At 62.6% G+C, this 17,053-nt stretch carries 11 protein-coding genes; 4 read left to right on the top strand and 7 right to left on the bottom strand.

What is annotated here, in order from left to right; genetic code table 11:
- Positions 1-45: 45 nt before the first annotated feature.
- Positions 46-540, bottom strand: coding sequence for an MgtC/SapB family protein (locus HX869_RS04380; protein ID WP_087692384.1), 495 nt, complete (start codon positions 538-540; stop codon positions 46-48).
- A 120-nt stretch (positions 541-660) separates the two neighbouring features.
- Here HX869_RS04380 and HX869_RS04375 point away from each other — a divergent pair, with 120 nt between their 5' ends.
- The 4 genes from HX869_RS04375 (at position 661) to HX869_RS04360 (ending at position 4,640) form a co-directional block, all read left to right on the top strand.
- A complete protein-coding gene (locus HX869_RS04375; RefSeq protein ID WP_003207514.1) occupies positions 661-900 on the top strand; it encodes a DUF3203 family protein in 240 nt (79 codons plus the stop codon).
- 184 nt (positions 901-1,084) lie between these two features.
- Complete coding sequence (ccoG, locus tag HX869_RS04370) at positions 1,085-2,500, top strand: cytochrome c oxidase accessory protein CcoG (RefSeq protein WP_178902788.1); 1,416 nt, start codon at positions 1,085-1,087, stop codon at positions 2,498-2,500.
- A 170-nt stretch (positions 2,501-2,670) separates the two neighbouring features.
- Complete coding sequence (gene mapR, locus HX869_RS04365) at positions 2,671-4,080, top strand: GntR family transcriptional regulator MpaR (RefSeq protein ID WP_003207510.1); 1,410 nt, start codon at positions 2,671-2,673, stop codon at positions 4,078-4,080.
- A 188-nt stretch (positions 4,081-4,268) separates the two neighbouring features.
- The gene (locus HX869_RS04360) at positions 4,269-4,640 is read left to right on the top strand and encodes a hypothetical protein (protein ID WP_178902787.1); all 372 of its coding nucleotides are present in this window, start codon (positions 4,269-4,271) and stop codon (positions 4,638-4,640) included.
- 49 nt (positions 4,641-4,689) lie between these two features.
- On the opposite strand, the gene HX869_RS04355 is transcribed toward HX869_RS04360, so the two are convergent.
- The 6 genes from HX869_RS04355 to HX869_RS04330 form a co-directional block, all read right to left on the bottom strand.
- Positions 4,690-5,436 (bottom strand): SDR family oxidoreductase, encoded by a 747-nt coding sequence (locus tag HX869_RS04355; RefSeq protein WP_008435175.1) that lies wholly within the window; start codon positions 5,434-5,436, stop codon positions 4,690-4,692.
- Between the two features lie 72 nt (positions 5,437-5,508).
- Positions 5,509-7,602 (bottom strand): bifunctional diguanylate cyclase/phosphodiesterase, encoded by a 2,094-nt coding sequence (locus HX869_RS04350; protein ID WP_003207505.1) that lies wholly within the window; start codon positions 7,600-7,602, stop codon positions 5,509-5,511.
- A gap of 274 nt (positions 7,603-7,876) precedes the next feature.
- Positions 7,877-9,355: an efflux transporter outer membrane subunit gene (locus tag HX869_RS04345; RefSeq protein WP_003207503.1), complete on the bottom strand. Its 1,479-nt coding sequence runs from the start codon at positions 9,353-9,355 to the stop codon at positions 7,877-7,879.
- Positions 9,352-12,459 (bottom strand): efflux RND transporter permease subunit, encoded by a 3,108-nt coding sequence (locus HX869_RS04340; RefSeq protein WP_102605669.1) that lies wholly within the window; start codon positions 12,457-12,459, stop codon positions 9,352-9,354. The genes HX869_RS04345 and HX869_RS04340 overlap by 4 nt, the downstream gene beginning before the upstream one ends.
- Positions 12,456-15,557, bottom strand: coding sequence for an MdtB/MuxB family multidrug efflux RND transporter permease subunit (locus tag HX869_RS04335; RefSeq protein ID WP_178902786.1), 3,102 nt, complete (start codon positions 15,555-15,557; stop codon positions 12,456-12,458). The genes HX869_RS04340 and HX869_RS04335 overlap by 4 nt, the downstream gene beginning before the upstream one ends.
- Positions 15,554-16,864 carry an MdtA/MuxA family multidrug efflux RND transporter periplasmic adaptor subunit gene (locus HX869_RS04330; RefSeq protein WP_003207498.1) on the bottom strand — a complete coding sequence of 437 codons (1,311 nt, stop codon included), beginning with the start codon at positions 16,862-16,864 and terminating at the stop codon, positions 15,554-15,556. Before HX869_RS04330 ends, HX869_RS04335 begins: the two co-directional genes overlap by 4 nt.
- Positions 16,865-17,053: the final 189 nt, after the last annotated feature.

The following is a 17,053-nucleotide window of genomic DNA, read 5'->3' as shown; positions in this document are numbered from 1 at the left end:
ACGCTGTCAGCCCATTCACGCGCGACCTGATGAAACATACGGCGACTAATTCTTTTCCAATAGCCTGACGATTCTTGGCATCACACTGAACACCGCCAAGGCCAACAACGTGCTGAGTACCGCCGTGGATTCCCGCCCCATTCCCGCCGCCACCCCAATGGCGGCGGTCATCCACAAGCCGGCGGCGGTGGTCAGCCCTTTGACGTGCTGACCCTCCTCGTCTTCCTTGCCCTTGAGGATGGTGCCAGCACCAAGAAAGCCGATACCCGCTATCACGCCCTGCAGCACACGGCTCATGGCGTCTGCCTGGGAGCCGGACATGCTCGGCACCAACACGAACAGCGCGGCGCCCAGGGCCACGAGCATGTGGGTGCGTACCCCGGCGGCCTTGCCTTTCTGTTCGCGCTCGTAACCCAGGATCCCGCCCAATATCGCCGCAATCAGCAGCCGAACGGTGATTTGCGTGAGTTGCCGGGCATCGCCGATATCGGCAAATTCCGCTTGCAGGGTTACCCAGACTTCATGCCACCAGGCGTCCATGGACGTTTCCTTGTTGGGGGTCGATAGAACATGGACAGCATCGACCGTCAGTCAGTTGCGCAGAACCATTGCCTGCGCATCCCACCCTAATCAGTAATAGCCCACAAAAAGGAGATCGATATGCCCGTACGTATCGAAGGTCAGCAATGTTTCTTCACCGTCGATGTGGACGGCCACGAGAAACAACTGGAAGCCACCCATGTCACGGTCGAAACCGACAGCGAGAAATCCATGTCGTTCGTGAAGCTGAACGGTGACCGCACCTATATCACCGAAGCCGAAGCCGACGCATTGACCGTAGCGGGTGCCAAAGACGGCCGTAAGCACTTGAAAGCTACCGACGGTGATTCGGTGATTTGATTGACCTGGATCAGCCCCGCCTCAAAAGCGCTGCACCCCGCGCACCACCGGGTGCAGCACATTGTCGCAGGCATGCACGGGCGGTCCATCTGATCCGCTTTTTATCGCCATACCTGAGTCTGTTATGCAAACAGAGCGCCGGTCATAGTTCATCTGCCTGATGGAGGCTGATGAGCGAAAGACCATGAGCGATAGAATCCCCGTCCGAACCGTAGAAGTGTTTGAGCCTGCACATCCAAAGAAGATGAAGGCCAAATCCAGCGACAACCTGATTCACACCCGCAGTTTTACCGGCCTGTTCCGTACCTTGCGCGTGGCAGGCGCAGGCTTTCTGTTCCTGGCATTTTTCGGCACCGTGTGGCTGAACTGGGGCGGACGGCAGGCGGTGTTATGGGACCTGGCTGAAAGCAAATTCCACATCTTCGGTGCCACGTTCTGGCCCCAGGATTTCATCCTGCTGTCGGCGCTGTTGATCATCTGCGCGTTCTGCCTGTTCGCCATCACCGTATTCGCAGGGCGTGTGTGGTGTGGCTATACCTGCCCGCAAAGCTCGTTTACCTGGTTGTTCATGTGGTGCGAAAAGGTCACTGAAGGCGAGCGAAACCAACGCATCAAGCTGCAAGCTGCGCCCTGGAGCCTGGACAAGCTGGCGCGGCGCTCGGCCAAGCACACGCTGTGGCTGGGGATCAGCGTGCTGACCGGGCTGACATTTGTCGGCTACTTCACGCCGATCCGGCCGCTGGCCGAGGAGCTGCTGACCTGGCAGATGGGTGGCGTAAGCCTGTTCTGGGTGCTGTTCTTCACCGGCGCCACCTACATCAACGCCGGCTGGCTGCGTGAAGCGGTGTGCATGCACATGTGCCCGTATGCGCGTTTCCAGAGTGTGATGTTCGACAAGGACACCCTGACCATTTCCTACGACGTAGCCCGCGGCGAGAACCGTGGCCCGCGCAAACGAGACGTGCAACCGGCGGACGTCGGCCTGGGTGATTGCATCGACTGCCAGCTGTGCGTGCAGGTATGCCCCACCGGCATCGACATCCGTGACGGCCTGCAAATGGAATGCATCGGCTGCGCCGCGTGTATCGATGCCTGTGATTCGATCATGGATAAAATGGGCTATGCCCCCGGCCTGGTCAGCTACACCTCGGAGCATCAGTTGCAAGGTGGCAAGACCCATCTGCTCAGGCCACGCCTGATCGGCTACAGTGCCGTGCTGCTGGTGATGATCGGCGCGCTGGTGGTGGCGCTGGTAGAACGCCCGATGGTGTCGCTGGACGTGACCAAGGACCGGGGGATGTTTCGCGAGAACAGTGACGGCTTGATCGAGAACATCTACAGCCTCAAGGTCATCAACAAGACCCAGCAGCGCCAGGATTACCGCCTGGAGCTGATGGACGGCGACGGCTTCCAGCTGCAGGGCAAGACCGAGATCAGCCTGGCACCAGGTGAGATTACCGATGTGCCGGTGTCGGTGGCGATGACCGCAGAGAAGCCCGCCAGCAGTTCGCAGACGATCCGCTTCAAGGTCTCGGACGTGGATGAGCCGTGGATTTACAGCGCGGCGGACAGCCGGTTTGTGGCGCCATTGAATCGCTGAGCCCAGCTTTCAGCAACACTGGAGATCAAAATGTGGGAGCGGGCTTGCTCGCGAAAGCGGTGTGCCAGTCAATGGATACATCAACTGAAAGATTGCTTTCGCGAGCAAGCCCGCTCCCACCGTTTGATCTGTGTTCAATCAGCAAAATCTGTTCAAAGCACTGAGCCCCAATGAAACGCTACGAAAAATTCGCCGACGACATCGCAGAACTGATCCGCTCCGGCGTGCTCGGGCCCGGCCAGCGCGTGCCTTCGGTGCGTTATGCCAGCCAGACCTACGGTGTCAGCCCGTCCACGGTGTTCCAGGCGTACTACCTGCTGGAGCGACGCGGGCTGATCCGCGCCCGGCCGCGCTCCGGGTACTTCGTCAACACCCATGCGCCCAGCCCGTTTTCCGAGCCGGTGGTGAGTGCCCATGTGCACGAGTCCACCGAGGTGGACGTCAGCGAATTGGTGTTCTCGGTGCTCGATTCCATCAAGGACCCGCAAACCGTGCCCTTCGGCTCGGCCTTCCCCAGCCCGACGCTGTTCCCGCTGCAACGCCTGGCCCGTTCCCTGGCCAGCGCCAGCCGGGAAATGGACCCGCGCATGGTGGTCACCGACATGTCGCCGGGCAACCCGCAACTGCGCCGGCAAATTGCCTTGCGCTACATGGTGGGCGGGCTGATGCTGCCCATGGAAGAACTGTTGATCACCAACGGCGCCCTTGAAGCACTGAACCTGTGCCTGCAAGCCGTGACCGAGCCGGGCGACCTGGTGGCCATCGAAGCACCGGCGTTCTACGCCAGCCTGCAAATCCTCGAGCGCCTGAAACTCAAGGCGGTGGAAATCCCCGTACATCCGCGCGATGGCATCGACCTCAAGGTGCTGGCGCAAAGCCTGGAGCGCTACCCGATCAAGGCCTGCTGGTGCATGACCAGTTTCCAGAACCCGATGGGCGCAACCATGCCCGAGGCCCGGAAACAGGAACTGGTGGAGTTACTGCGCAGCCACCAGGTGCCGCTGATCGAAGACGACGTGTACGCCGAGTTGTACTACGGTCAACAGGCGCCCAAACCGGCGAAGGCGTTCGACACCGAAGGCCTGGTGATGCATTGCGGCTCGTTCGCCAAGAGCCTGGCTCCGGGCTACCGCATCGGCTGGGTCGCCGCCGGACGTTATGCGCAGAAGATCGAGCGGCTGAAGTTGATGACGTCGCTGTGTGCCTCGATGCCCGCCCAGGCGGCGATTGCCGATTACCTGCAACACGGCGGGTACGACCGGCACCTGCGTAAATTGCGTTACGCGCTGGAAGAACAGCAAAGCGCCATGCTCGCCGCCATCGCGCGCTATTTCCCGGCGCAGACACGGGTCAGCCAGCCTGCCGGCGGGTACTTCCTGTGGCTGGAATTGCCGGAGCAGACCGACTCGTTGAAGTTGTTCCAGATGGCGCTGGCCCAGGGCATCAGCATCGCACCGGGACCGATCTTCTCGCCGACACAGCGCTTCAGGAACTGCATTCGCTTGAACTACGGCAGCCCGTGGGATGAGTCGTGTGAGAAGGCGATGGAGACGCTGGGGAAGATTGTGCGGTCGTTTTAACCTACGGATGGGAACCGTAGCCGGGCTAAGAACCACACAGGAGTGCGCTATTTCTTACGATAGAAAGAGCGCATTCACTTGGTTCACATCAGAGATGCCTTATGACTATTTCTTCAGCTGCCGGCCTGCGACCCCTTCCCGTTCCTCCCCACTATATGCGTGCCGCAGAGCAGCAACAGGTGCGCGAAATGACAGGCGCTACCGGGCGCCCCGAGGGAGATCATCGATCGAGTGACCAGATTACTGAACAAAGCCCTGTGCTGAAGAACTTCCTGGATAACCGCGACCACTACGAAGTGAGCGATGACCTGAAGCGCCAGGTGGGTGACTGGAGCGCGGCCAACCAAGACCCGGACTCTCGCGCCGACGCCACCTACAACCTGGATAAGGTACTGCGATTTATCGACAACGTGGACGATCTCAAATTAAGCGCCAGCCATAGCCGCAACGGTGTCCTGGACGGTTTTTCGAATCACGGCTACGCCATTCATCCAGACTCGGAGGCCAGCCTGCTCAAGGCGTTTTCCCTCAGGGGCTATGAAGCGCTGCGCGGCGCCTGATACCTGGGCTGTGGCGAGCGGCGTGCCCCTCGCCACAGGCGGTACAAAACTAACGACCGCCCGCCAGGTCAAGAAAGGTTCCCGTCGCATAGGACGCCTTGTCCGAGAGCAGCCAGATAATCCCTTCCGCGACTTCCTCTGCACGCCCGCCACGGGCCATGGGGATGCCCGGTTCAAGCTTGCTGACCCGATCCGGGTCGCCGCTCAGGGCGTGGAAGTCGGTGAAAATAAACCCGGGACGCACGCCATTGACCCGGATCCCCTCGCCCGCCACTTCCTTGGAGAGCCCGAGAGTGAAGGTATCCAGCGCGCCCTTGGACGCGGCGTAATCCACATATTCCCCCGGCGAGCCCAACCGCGCGGCGGCCGATGAAACGTTGACGATGCTGCCGCCCTGCCCGCCATGCTTGGGCGACATGCGCAGCAGCGCATGCTTGGCACACAGGATCGGCCCCAACACATTGGTCCTGAGGGTCTTCAGGATGCGGAACTCGGACATCTCATCGACCCGCGACTTGTGCCCGACGGTACCTGCGTTGTTGACCAGTGCCGTCACTCGGCCCAGTTCGGTATCGACCCGGTGGAACAGGCCAATCACTTCGTCTTCGATGCTGACATCAGCCCGCACGGCAATCGCTTGGGCGCCGAGGGCACGCACTTGCTCAAGTACGCGGTGGGCGGCGTCTTCATCGGCCTGGTAATTGATACAGATGCGATAGCCCTGGGCGGCGGCCAGCAGCGCCGTGGCGGCGCCGATCCCACGACTGCCACCGGTGATGACGACGACTTTGTCCATGTGTAAGGTCTCCTGGTTCAACGTGAGCTGATGGATCCAATACTACCTGCGCCCTGCAGGTTTTGCATGGGCTCACATCACCGAATGCACACTCACCACCTGCTCGGCGCGCTGGATGTCGGCCATGAAACCCTCGGCCGGCAACGGATGCCCCAGCAGATACCCCTGAAGCGAATCGCAGCCCAGCCGGGTGAGGAAGCTCTGCTGTGAGTCGGTCTCTACACCCTCGGCCACAATACGCAGGCCCAGGGCCTGACCGAGGGCAACGATGGCCGAGACGATGGCGGCGTCGTCGCTGTCGTGCTCCAGGTCACGCACAAATCCCCGGTCGATCTTCAACTCATTGGCCGGCAGGCGCTTGAGGTACATCAGGCTCGAATAGCCGGTACCGAAGTCGTCGATGGACAGGTCGACGCCCATGTCCGAAAGCTTCTGCAACACCGTCATGCTCGCGTCGGCATCGCTCATGGCGGTGGTTTCGGTGATTTCCAGGGTCAGGCTGTTGGCTGGCAAGCGGTGGCGTTCCAGGGCAGCGGCGACACTCTTGACCAGCCCGGCGTGGCAGAACTGCAACGCCGACAGGTTCACGGCAATGCGCCAGTCGTGATAGCCCTGGGCATACCACACCTGCATCTGGCGGCAGGCTTCGTTGAGTACCCATTCGCCGATGGGGATGATCAGCCCGGTCTTTTCCGCCAGCTCGATAAACTTGTCCGGCAACAACAGGCCTTGTTGCGGGTGCTCCCAGCGCAGCAGCGCCTCGGCACCGACCGGGCGGCCGCTGATGGCGTCGAACTTGGGCTGGTAATAAAGCCGGAACTGCTCGTGCTCCACGGCATTGCGCAAGTCCTGCAGCAGTTGCAGTTGCTTGCGCGCATTGGTGTTCATCGATACGTCGAAAAAGCTGTAGCCGTTCTTGCCCATGCCCTTGGCGTGATACATCGCCGCGTCGGCGTTCATCAGCAGTTCCTGGGGCGTGGCGCCGTTGCCGGGGAACAGTGCGATGCCGATGCTGGCGGAGATTTTCAGCTCATGCTCGGCGACGTGGAAGGCCTGGTTGATCATGCCCACCTGGCGCTCGGCCAGGCGCAACGCATCGTCGGGCTGGCCCAACTGCACCAGCAATACAAACTCGTCACCGCCGATGCGGGCCAGGGTGTCCTGGCTGCGCAAGTCTTCGCGCAGGCGCAGGCCGACTTGCTGCAACAGCTGGTCGCCCATGTGGTGACCAAAAGCGTCGTTCACCGGCTTGAAGCCGTCCAGGTCGATAAACATCAGCGCGAAGCAGCCGCCCTCTTCGTTCACCCGCTGTATCGCCTGCTGGATCCGGTCGGCGAGCAGGGTGCGATTGGGCAAGCCGGTGAGCATGTCGTGCAGGGCCAGGTGGGTGAGTTCCTGGTTGGCCTGGGTCAGGGAGTCGGCCAACACCGCGGTGCGGGCTTCCAGGCGGGCGTCGGCCAGGGAGGTCAGCAGCGCGATGATCAACACTGCCAGGGTGGTGACCAGCACCAGGTTATCCAGGCCCTTGCCACTCAAGCCGTCCAGGGCCGCGCCGCAGAAGCTGCCATCGGCGAAACGCGCGGCGGCCATGCCGGTGTAGTGCATGCCGACAATCGCCACACCCATCACCATCGCCGCCCCGCCTCGGGCCAACCGCACATACGGCGTGTTGCGCCGCAGGTTGAAGGCAATCCACAACGCCGCCGCCGACGCACCCACGGCAATCAGCAACGAGGCGGTGAACAGCGTGGGGTCGTAGTCGATGCCGGGGGTCATGCGCATGGCGGCCATGCCGGTGTAGTGCATGGCGCTGATGCCGGCGCCCATGATCAATGCGCCAAATGCCAGTTGCCACGCCGGCAAACGCGGCTGGCTCACCAGCCACAAGGCAAAACCGCTGGACAGGATCGCGATCAACAACGACAGCGCCGTGATGCCGACGTCATAGCCAAGGCTGATGGGCAGGCGGAAGGCGAGCATGCCGATAAAGTGCATCGACCAGATCCCCACGCCCATCGCCAGCGCGCCGCCGCCCATCCACAGGTACACCGCGCGGCCCCTGGCAGTGGCGATGCGGCCGGTCAGGTCCAACGCCGTATAGGATGCGAGGATCGCGACGAACAGGGAAATCAGGACCAGGGCGGGGGAATAACTACCGGTGAGCATGGGACTTCTCGTGACCTATGGGCCGAACGGCATCCGTGCCGGGCTGAAAAGTCAGGGATTGTAGCGAGAATAAATCTTGTACACCTGAAATATTGTCGTATAGCCATCATTCAAAATTTGACGCCAATCCGCTGGCTCAAAAACACCGCAGAACCCTTGTGGGAGCGGGCTTGCCCGCGAAAGCGGCGGGTCAGTTCATACACAGTTGACTGACCCGCCGTTTTCGCGAGCAAGCCCGCTCCCACACAAGCCCGTACACCAGCCAGAGCGGGGTTTACTTCTTGTCGCTCAGCTGCATTTGGCCATCCCAACCACCGCCCAGTGCAGCGATCAGTTGCACACTGGCAACCAGCCGGGTTTGCAGCAGGGTCAGCACCGTACGCTCGTTGCTCAGGGCGGTGGCTTGCACGGTGACCACATCGAGATAGGCGATCAACCCGGCCTTGTACTGGTTCTGGGTCAGGCGCAGGGATTCCCGGGCCGCTTCGAGGGCCTCGTTACTCACGACCGCCTCGTCTTCCAGGACCTTGAGCTGGACCATGTAGTTTTCCACCTCGCGGAAACCGTCGAGTACGGTCTGGCGGTACTTGGCCACGGTTTCATCGTAGGACGCCTCGGCGCGGTCAACTTCGGCCGAACGCTGGCCCCCGTCGAACAGGGTCATGGCGAGTTTCGGCCCCACCGACCAGAAGCGGTTCGGCAGGCTGATCCAGTCGGCGTAGGTGCTGCTGGAGTAGCCGCCGGCCAGGCTCAGGGTCAGGTCCGGGTAGTAAGCGGTCTTGGCCACGCCGATGTTGGCATTGGCCGCGATCACCGAGCGCTCCGCCTGGGCGATATCCGGGCGGCGCTCCAGCAGTTGCGACGGCAGGCTCACCGGAATCTGCGGCAGCGCCGGAATGTCCTTGCTCACCGCCAGGTTGAAGTTGGCCGGCGGCACACCGATCAGCACGGCAATTGCGTTTTCCAGCTGCGCCCGCTGCCAGATCAGGTCGATCATGCTGGCCTGGGTGCTTTTCAGCTGGGTCTGGGCCTGGGCGATGGCGTCCTTGCCCGAGACACCGGCGCGGTATTGGTTCTGGGTCATCTGCAGGGAGCGCTGGTAGGTGTCCACCGTGGCCTGCAGCAAACGGGTCTGTTCGTCCATGACCCGCAGTTGCAGGTAATCCTGCACCAGTTCCGATTGCTGGCTCAGGCGCATCGCCGCAAGATCCGCCGCGCTGGCTTCGGCGCTGGCTTCATTGGCTTCCAGGCCCCGGCGCAGTTTGCCCCAGATATCGGCTTCCCAGCTCACGCCCAACTGGGTGTTGAGGGTGTCGCGAATACCGCTGCTGGAGCTGCTGAGGCTGGCGTTACTGCTGCCGGTACCCTGGCTGGCCCGGCTTTTCGAGGCACTCAGGTCAACCGTGGGGAAGAACGCCCCACGGGCACTGCGCACCTGCGAGGCGGCCTGGCGATAACGCGCCTCGGCCTGGGCCACGGTCTGGTTGGAGCTGTTGAGTTTTTCTACCAGCTCATTGAGTTGTTTGTCGCCGTACAGCTCCCACCAGGCGCCCCGGGCCAGCGAGTCGCTGGGCGCGGCCTGGCGCCAGCCCTGGGCCTCTTTGTACTGGGCAGGCTCGGTCAATTCGGGGCGTTTGTAGTCCGGGCCGACGGCGCAGGCGCTGAGCATCACGCCGCACAGGGCCAGGCTCAGCAGCTTTGAGCCGCGAGTCATCGCCAGACGTTGCACGGTGGGAAACGTTGAATCGGTCATAGCGCAGTGTCCAGGGCAGCATCGGTACGCACTCCGCGCCAACCGTTGAAACGGTGGCGCAGGCGGTCGAGATAAAGGTAAACCACAGGCGTGGTGTAGAGGGTCAGGATCTGGCTGAACACCAGCCCGCCGATAATCGTCAGGCCCAGGGGCTGGCGCATTTCCGCGCCTTCGGCCGTGCTGAGCAGCAGCGGCACGGCGCCAAGAATCGCCGCCAGCGTGGTCATCAGAATCGGGCGCAGCCGCACCAGGCAGGCGGCGCGGATCGATTCCAGCGGGCTCATGCCGTCCTTGCGTTCCAGTTGCAGCGCAAGGTCGATCATCAGGATCGCGTTTTTCTTCACCACCCCGATCAGCAGGAACAGCCCCAGCAGCGAGATCAGGCTGAACTCGCCCCCCAGCAGGTAAATCGAAAGCAAGGCGCCCACCCCCGCCGACGGCAAGGTCGACAGAATGGTCAGCGGGTGGATATAGCTCTCATACAGAATCCCCAATACCAGGTACACCGCTACCAGTGCACCGAGGATCATGAACGGCTGGCCTTTCTGGGTGGCGGCGAAGGCGTCGGCCGTACCGGCCATCTTCGCGATCACCTCTTCCGGCAGGCCGACCTTGGCAATCGCCCGCTCAATGGCAGCCGTGCCCTGCTCCACCGTGACGCCGGGCGACATATCAAACGCAATGTTTTCCGAGGCGAACTGGCCTTCATGGCTGACCCGGTCGTCCGCCAGGCTGTTCTCATAGTGAGCGATGGCCGACAACGGCACGCGCGCACCGGTGGACGTGATCACCTGCATCTGATTGAGGGTGATCGGGTCCTGGGCGTACTTCGGATTGACCTCCATCACCACCTGGTACTGGTTGAGGCTGTCGTAGATGGTGGAAATCTGCCGCTGGCTGTAGGCGTTGTTGAGCACGGCAGTGACCATGTCCATGTCAATGCCCAGGCGCTTGGCCTGGTCGCGGTCGACAATCAGCGTCACCTGGGCCGCCCCACGTCCTTCACGGGCATCGATGGCGGTCAGCTCCGGCAGCTCACGCAACGCGGCAACCACTTTCGGGTACCACAGGCGCAAGGCCGCCAGGTCGCCGCTTTGCAGGATGTAGGAATACTGCGAGGTGGTCTGGTCGCGGCCGCCGCCGAATTGCAGGTCCTGGTCAGCCATCAGCATCAGGCGCCCGCCGGGCACCAGTGGCACATTCTTGCGCATGCGCTCGATCACCGCCTGGGCAGAAATCTTGCGTTCGCTGATGGGCTTGAGCCGCACCAGCATCACCGCGTTGTTGGTGCCGCTGTTGCCGCCAATAAAGCCTGCCACGCTCAACACCGCGGGGTCCTGCAGGACCGCCTTGCGGAAGATTTCCATCTTCGGCTGCATCACACTGAATGACAGCCCGTCGTCGCCACGCACAAAGCCGATCAGTTGCCCGGTGTCCTGCTGGGGCATGAAGGTTTTCGGCACCACCACATACAGCGCGACGTTGACTCCGATGGTCACCAACAGGCTGAGCAGCGTCAGGCGCTTGTGGCGCAGCACCCAGTCCAGGCTGCGGGCGTAGCCGGCCACCATGCGATCGTTGATCTTCTGGCTCCAGCGCTGCAAGCCTGTTTCCTGGCCTTTGACATGCGGCTTGAGCCAGCGGGCGCAGAGCATCGGGGTCAGGGTCAGCGACACCACCAGCGAGACGATGATCGCCGCTGCCAGGGTGATGGAAAACTCGCGGAACAGGCTGGTAACGATACCGCCCATGAACAGGATCGAGAGGAACACCGCCACCAGCGAGACGTTCATTGACAGCAAGGTGAAGCCGACTTCCTGGGCCCCCAGGTACGCCGCCCTCATCGGCGGCACACCCTCGTCGATGTGCCGGGAAATGTTCTCCAGCACCACGATGGCATCGTCCACCACCAGGCCGGTGGCGAGGATCAGCGCCATCAGCGACAGGTTGTTCAGGGAAAAGCCGAACAGGTACATCACTGCAAACGTGCCCACCAGCGACACCGGCACCGCCAGGGTGGGAATCAGCGAGGCGCGGAAGTTGCCGAGGAACAGGTACACCACCAGGATCACCAGGGCCACGGCAATCAGCAGGGTCATCTCGGCTTCGTGCAAGGTGGCGGTGATCACCGGCGAACGGTCCATGGCCAGGTTCAGCTTGACGCTGGACGGCAACACCGCCTGCAAGGCCGGCAGTTGTGCCTTGATCTGCTTCACCGTCTCGATGATGTTGGCGCCGGACTGGCGGTTGATCACCAGCAGCACCGCCGAGTCATTGTTGAAGAAGCCGCTGTTGTAGCGGTCCTCGACGCCGTCGCTGATCTTCGCCACATCCCCCAGGCGCAAGGCCGCGCCATTCTGGTAGCGGATCAGCAGCGGTTCATAGTCCTTGGCCTTTTCCAGCTGGTCGTTGGCCTGGATCTGCCAGTTGCGCTGGCTGTCCTCCAGCGAACCCTTGGGCCGGCGCACGTTGGCATTGGCGATGGTATTCCGCACATCGTCCAGGGCCACGCCGTACTGGTCGAGGGCCTTGGGTTCCAGTTCGATACGCACGGCGGGCAACGAGCTGCCGCCGATCTGCACTTCACCCACGCCCGGCACCTGGGACAGGCTCTGGGACAGAATGGTCGAGGCCAGGTCGTACAGCTGGCCCTTGGGCAACACGTCCGAGGTCAGGGACAGCACCATGATGGGCGCCTGGGACGGGTTGATCTTCTTGTAGGTGGGCATGCTGCGCATGCCACTGGGCAGCAGGTTACGCGAGGCGTTGATCGCCGCTTGCACTTCCCGCGCCGCGCCGTTGATGTCGCGATTGGAGTCGAACGCCAGGATCACCCGGGTCGAACCCTGGCTCGACGAACTGCTCATGGTGGTAATGCCGGCAATCGCGCCGAAGGAGCGCTCCAGCGGCGTGGCCACCGTCGACGCCATCACCTCGGGGCTGGCCCCCGGCAAGCTGGCCGACACCACGATCACCGGGAAATCGATCTGCGGCAATGGCGACACCGGCAACAGGTTGAAGCTGACGCCGCCCAGCAGCATGATCGCCAGGCTCAGCAGCATGGTGGCTACCGGCCGGCGAATGAATGGTCCGGACAGGTTCATGACTCAACCGGCTCCAGGCGCACCGGCTCTTTGCGCCAGCGACGGCCGAGGCGGTCGAAATACAGGTAGATCACCGGGGTGGTAAACAGGGTCAACACCTGGCTCACCAGCAACCCGCCCACCATCACCAGGCCCAGCGGCTGGCGCAACTCGGCGCCGGAGCCGGTGGCGAGCATCAACGGCACGGCACCGAACAGCGCCGCCAGGGTGGTCATCAGGATCGGCCGGAAGCGCAACAGCGCCGCCTGGTAGATCGCGGTTTGCGGGTCCAGGCCCTGGTTGCGCTCAGCGTCGAGGGCAAAGTCGATCATCATGATCGCGTTCTTCTTCACGATGCCGATCAGCAGGATGATGCCGATGATCGCGATCATCCCCAGGTCGTTGCCACTGAGCAGCAAGGCCAGCAAGGCGCCCACCGCTGCCGACGGCAGGGTCGAGAGGATGGTGATCGGGTGGATATAGCTCTCGTAGAGCACCCCGAGCACGATGTACATGGTCACCACCGCCGCCAGGATCAGCAGCAAGGTGCTCGACAGCGAAGCCTCGAATGCCTGGGCCGCGCCCTGGAACTGGGTCTGCACGCCCACCGGCATGCCGATGTCTTTCTGGGTCTGGTTGATCAGTTCGACGCCCTTGCCCAGCGCCACGCCGGGGGCCAGGTTGAACGACATCATCACCGCCGGGAACTGACCGATATGCGCGATTGCCAACTGGGCCTGGCGCTGTTCCACATGGGCCAGGCTCGACAGCCGCACCTGGCCACCGTCGGTGGTTTTCACATGGATCTGGTTCAGGGCGTCCGGGCCGAGGGTTTCACCGGACTGGGCCTGCAATACCACGCGGTACTGGCTGGCCTGGGTGTAGATGGTGGATATCTGCCGCTGGCCGAACGCGTCGTACAGCGCGTCGGTGATGGTCGACACCGACACACCAAGGCGCGATGCGGCGTCACGGTCGATCACCAGGTACACCTGCAGGCCCTTGTCCTGCAGGTCGCTGGCGACGTCGGAGAGTTCCGGCAACTGGCTGAGGGCGTGTACCAGCTTTTCACTCCACAAGGCCAGCAGCTCGGCGTCCGGCGAGGACATGCTGAACTGGTACTGGGTACGGCTGACGCGGTCTTCGATGGTCAGGTCCTGCACCGGCTGCATGAACAGGCGAATCCCCACCAGCTTGTCCAACTGCGGCTGCAGACGCGTGATGATCTGTGCCGCGCTCAGGTCCCGTTCGCCGTGGGGCTTGAGGTTGATCAGCAGGCGACCACTGTTGAGGGTGGCGTTATCACCGTCTACCCCGATATAGGACGACAGGCTCTCCACCGCCGGGTCTTCGAGGATGATCTTCGCCAGTTCCTGCTGGCGCTGGCTCATCGCCGCAAAGGAAATCGACTGTGGCGCTTCGGAAATGCCCTGGATCACACCGGTGTCCTGCACCGGGAAGAAGCCCTTGGGCACCACCATGTACAACACCACGGTCAGGCCCAGGGTGGCGATGGCCACCAGCAGGGTCAGCGGCTGATGCCTGAGCACCCACTGCAACTTGCGCCCGTAGGCCTCGATCAGCCAGTCGATCCAGGCGCCGCTGGCCTTGTAGAAACGGCCCTGCTCTTCCTCTTTCGGCTCACGCTTGAGCAACCGCGCGCACATCATCGGCGTCAGGGTCAGGGACACCACCAGGGAAATCAGGATCGCCACCGCCAGGGTGATCGCGAATTCACGGAACAAGCGCCCCACCACGTCCGCCATGAACAGCAGCGGGATCAATACCGCGATCAGCGACAGGGTCAGGGAAATCAGGGTGAAGCCGATCTGCTTGGCGCCCTTGAGCGCCGCATTGAGCGGTGTATCGCCTTCCTCGATGTAGCGGGAAATGTTCTCCAGCATCACGATGGCGTCGTCCACCACAAAACCGGTGGCGATGGTCAGCGCCATCAGCGTCAGGTTGTTGATGGAGAAACCGGCGAGGTACATCACGCCGAAGGTGCCCACCAGGGACAGCGGCACGGCGATGGACGGAATAATGGTCGCGCTGAAGCGGCGCAGGAACAGGAACGTCACCATCACCACCAGGGCAATGGCGATCAGCAATTCGTGCTGTACATCCTTGACCGAGGCCCGGATGGTCTGGGTACGGTCGGTAAGCACCGTCACGTCCAGGCCCGCCGGCAGGTTGTCGGTGATGCTTGGCAACAGCGCCTTGATGCGGTCCACCACCTCGATGACGTTGGCCCCGGGCTGGCGCTGGATGTTCAGCAGGACCGCCTGGTTTTCGTTGGCCCAGGCCGCGAGGCGTTCGTTCTCGGCGCCGTCGACGATCTGCGCCACATCCTTGAGCCGCAACGGCGCGCCGTTGTTGTAGGCGAGGATCAGTTCGGCGTATTCCTTGGGCGAGACCAACTGGTCGTTGGCGTCGAGCATCGACACCCGCGTGGGGCCGTCAAAGTTACCCTTGGGCTGGTTGACGTTGGAGGCGGCGATCAGGGTGCGCACGTCCGACAGGTTCAGGCCGTTGGCCGCCAGGGCCTCGGGGTTGACCTTGATCCGCACCGCCTGGCGCTGGCCGCCGGCGATGCTGACCATGCCGACGCCGCTGATCTGCGCGATCTTCTGCGCCATGCGCGTGTCGACCAGGTCATTGAGCTTGGGCAGCAACATGGTCTTGGAGGTGATGGCCAGGGTCAGCACCGGGGTGTCCGCCGGGTTGACCTTGTTGTACACCGGCGGCGCCGGCAGGTCCTTGGGCAGCAGGTTGGTGGCGGCGTTGATCGCGGCCTGCACCTGTTGCTCGGCGACATCCATGTTGATGTCGAGGTTGAAACGCAGGGTCAGCACCGAGGCGCCGCCGGAGCTGGTGGACGCCATCTGGGTCAGGCCGGGCATCTGCCCGAACTGACGCTCAAGGGGCGCCGTGACCGCGCTGGTCATTACGTCCGGACTGGCGCCGGGGTACAGGGTCATCACCCGGATGGTCGGGTAATCCACCTGGGGCAAGGCCGAGACCGGCAGCAGGCGATAAGCGATCACGCCGGCCAGGACAATGGCCAGCATGCTCAGGGTAGTGGCTACCGGGCGAAGGATGAACAGCCGCGAGAGGTTCATGCGCCGCCCTTTTGCGCCTTGGCGGCATCAGCCGGGCCTTGTTGCGTCTTGGCTGCCGGTTGACCCTGGAGGTGTTCGGTCGGCGTGGTCGGCACTTCAGTGCTGTCGTTGACCACTTCAATGTCACTGCCGTCCTTCAGGCGGTCGGTGCCTTCCAGCACCACGCGGTCGCCGGCGGCCAGGCCTTGCTTGACCACGGTGTTGTCGCCGTCGGAATCACCGATTACCAGCGGACGCACCTTGACCTTCTTGTCGCCATCGAGCACGTAGACGAAGGTGCCGGTATTGCCGAACTGAATCGCCGCCGACGGCGCCAGCACCACGTTGTGCAGGGTGTCGGCCAGCAAGTGCACGTTCACGAACTGGTTGGGGAACAGCGCCTGGTCCTTGTTATCGAACCGCGCCTTGAATTTCAGGGTGCCGGTGGTGACGTCGATCTGGTTATCGAGGCTCTGCAACACGCCCGTGGCTTTCACCGCGACATCGCCACGGTCCCAGGCTTCCACCGGCAGCTTGTTGCCGGCGTGATAACGCGCCAGCACGGTTTCCAGGGTGTTTTCCGGCAACGTGAAGACCACGCTGATGGGTTGGGTCTGGGTGATCACCGCCAGGAAGGTGGTGTCGTTGGCGGCGACGAGGTTGCCCACGTCCACCTGGCGCAGGCCGACACGCCCGGTAATCGGTGCGCGGATCTTGGTGAATTCGAGGTTGAGCTTGGCGTCATCCACCGCGCCCTGGTTGGTCTTGACCGTGCCCTGGTACTGCAACACCAGCGCTTCGGCGGTGTCCAGGGTCTGCTTGGCGATACTGTCCTGGGCATACAGGTCGCGATAACGCTGCACGTCGACCTGGGCGTTTTTCAGCTGGGCCTGGTTCTGCAGCAACGTGCCCTGGGCCTGGAGCAAGGCATTCTGGTAACTGCGCGGGTCGATTTCCGCCAGCAGGTCACCGGCCTTGACCATCTGCCCCTCTTCAAAGGCGATCTTGACCAGCTCTCCGCCAACCCGGCTGCGCACATTGATGGTGTTGAGTGCCGTCACCGTACCCAGCGCCTTGTAGTACACCGGGAATTCGCCCAGCACCGCCGGCGCCACACGCACCGGCACCGGGCCAGTGGAACCCCCAAAGCCCGGGCGCATCATCCCCGACTTGCCGGCATGCCCGGCGGGCTTCTTCTCGGCGCTGTCCTTGTGGCTGGTGCCAGGCCAGAACTTCCAGCACAGGCCGGCAATGACCAGCAGTACGAGAAGGCCGAACAGCCAGCGGCGGGAGTGACGAGGGGTGGATTGCATGGAGTGATCAACCATTGGGTACGAGAGCTTCTTCTTCGGGAGGCTGAAAGATAAGCACTGGGGCGCGTTAAGAAAAGCGCCTTTACCGGCTATTTACCTTGGATTACAACTTTTAACTTCTGTGCTTAGTCCATTCGCTATCTGGCTAAGCATCTGAAGCACAAATAAAAACGGCCTGGACTAGGCCAGGCCGTAATACTGCAT

Origin of the sequence: Pseudomonas sp. P7779, assembly GCF_013386315.1 — a bacterium.
In the GTDB taxonomy this organism is placed as follows: Bacteria; Pseudomonadota; Gammaproteobacteria; order Pseudomonadales; family Pseudomonadaceae; genus Aquipseudomonas.
The sequence above is the reverse complement of the archived record's forward strand: the minus strand, read 5'-3'. Positions and strand labels throughout refer to the sequence as shown.

Coding starts and splice junctions, on each gene's coding strand:
- HX869_RS04380 (WP_087692384.1), bottom strand. CDS start 540: ATGGACGCCTGGTGGCATGAAGTCTGGGTAACCCTGCAAGCGGAATTT.
- HX869_RS04375 (WP_003207514.1), top strand. CDS start 661: ATGCCCGTACGTATCGAAGGTCAGCAATGTTTCTTCACCGTCGATGTG.
- ccoG (WP_178902788.1), top strand. CDS start 1,085: ATGAGCGATAGAATCCCCGTCCGAACCGTAGAAGTGTTTGAGCCTGCA.
- mapR (WP_003207510.1), top strand. CDS start 2,671: ATGAAACGCTACGAAAAATTCGCCGACGACATCGCAGAACTGATCCGC.
- HX869_RS04360 (WP_178902787.1), top strand. CDS start 4,269: ATGACAGGCGCTACCGGGCGCCCCGAGGGAGATCATCGATCGAGTGAC.
- HX869_RS04355 (WP_008435175.1), bottom strand. CDS start 5,436: ATGGACAAAGTCGTCGTCATCACCGGTGGCAGTCGTGGGATCGGCGCC.
- HX869_RS04350 (WP_003207505.1), bottom strand. CDS start 7,602: ATGCTCACCGGTAGTTATTCCCCCGCCCTGGTCCTGATTTCCCTGTTC.
- HX869_RS04345 (WP_003207503.1), bottom strand. CDS start 9,355: ATGACCGATTCAACGTTTCCCACCGTGCAACGTCTGGCGATGACTCGC.
- HX869_RS04340 (WP_102605669.1), bottom strand. CDS start 12,459: ATGAACCTGTCCGGACCATTCATTCGCCGGCCGGTAGCCACCATGCTG.
- HX869_RS04335 (WP_178902786.1), bottom strand. CDS start 15,557: ATGAACCTCTCGCGGCTGTTCATCCTTCGCCCGGTAGCCACTACCCTG.
- HX869_RS04330 (WP_003207498.1), bottom strand. CDS start 16,864: ATGGTTGATCACTCCATGCAATCCACCCCTCGTCACTCCCGCCGCTGG.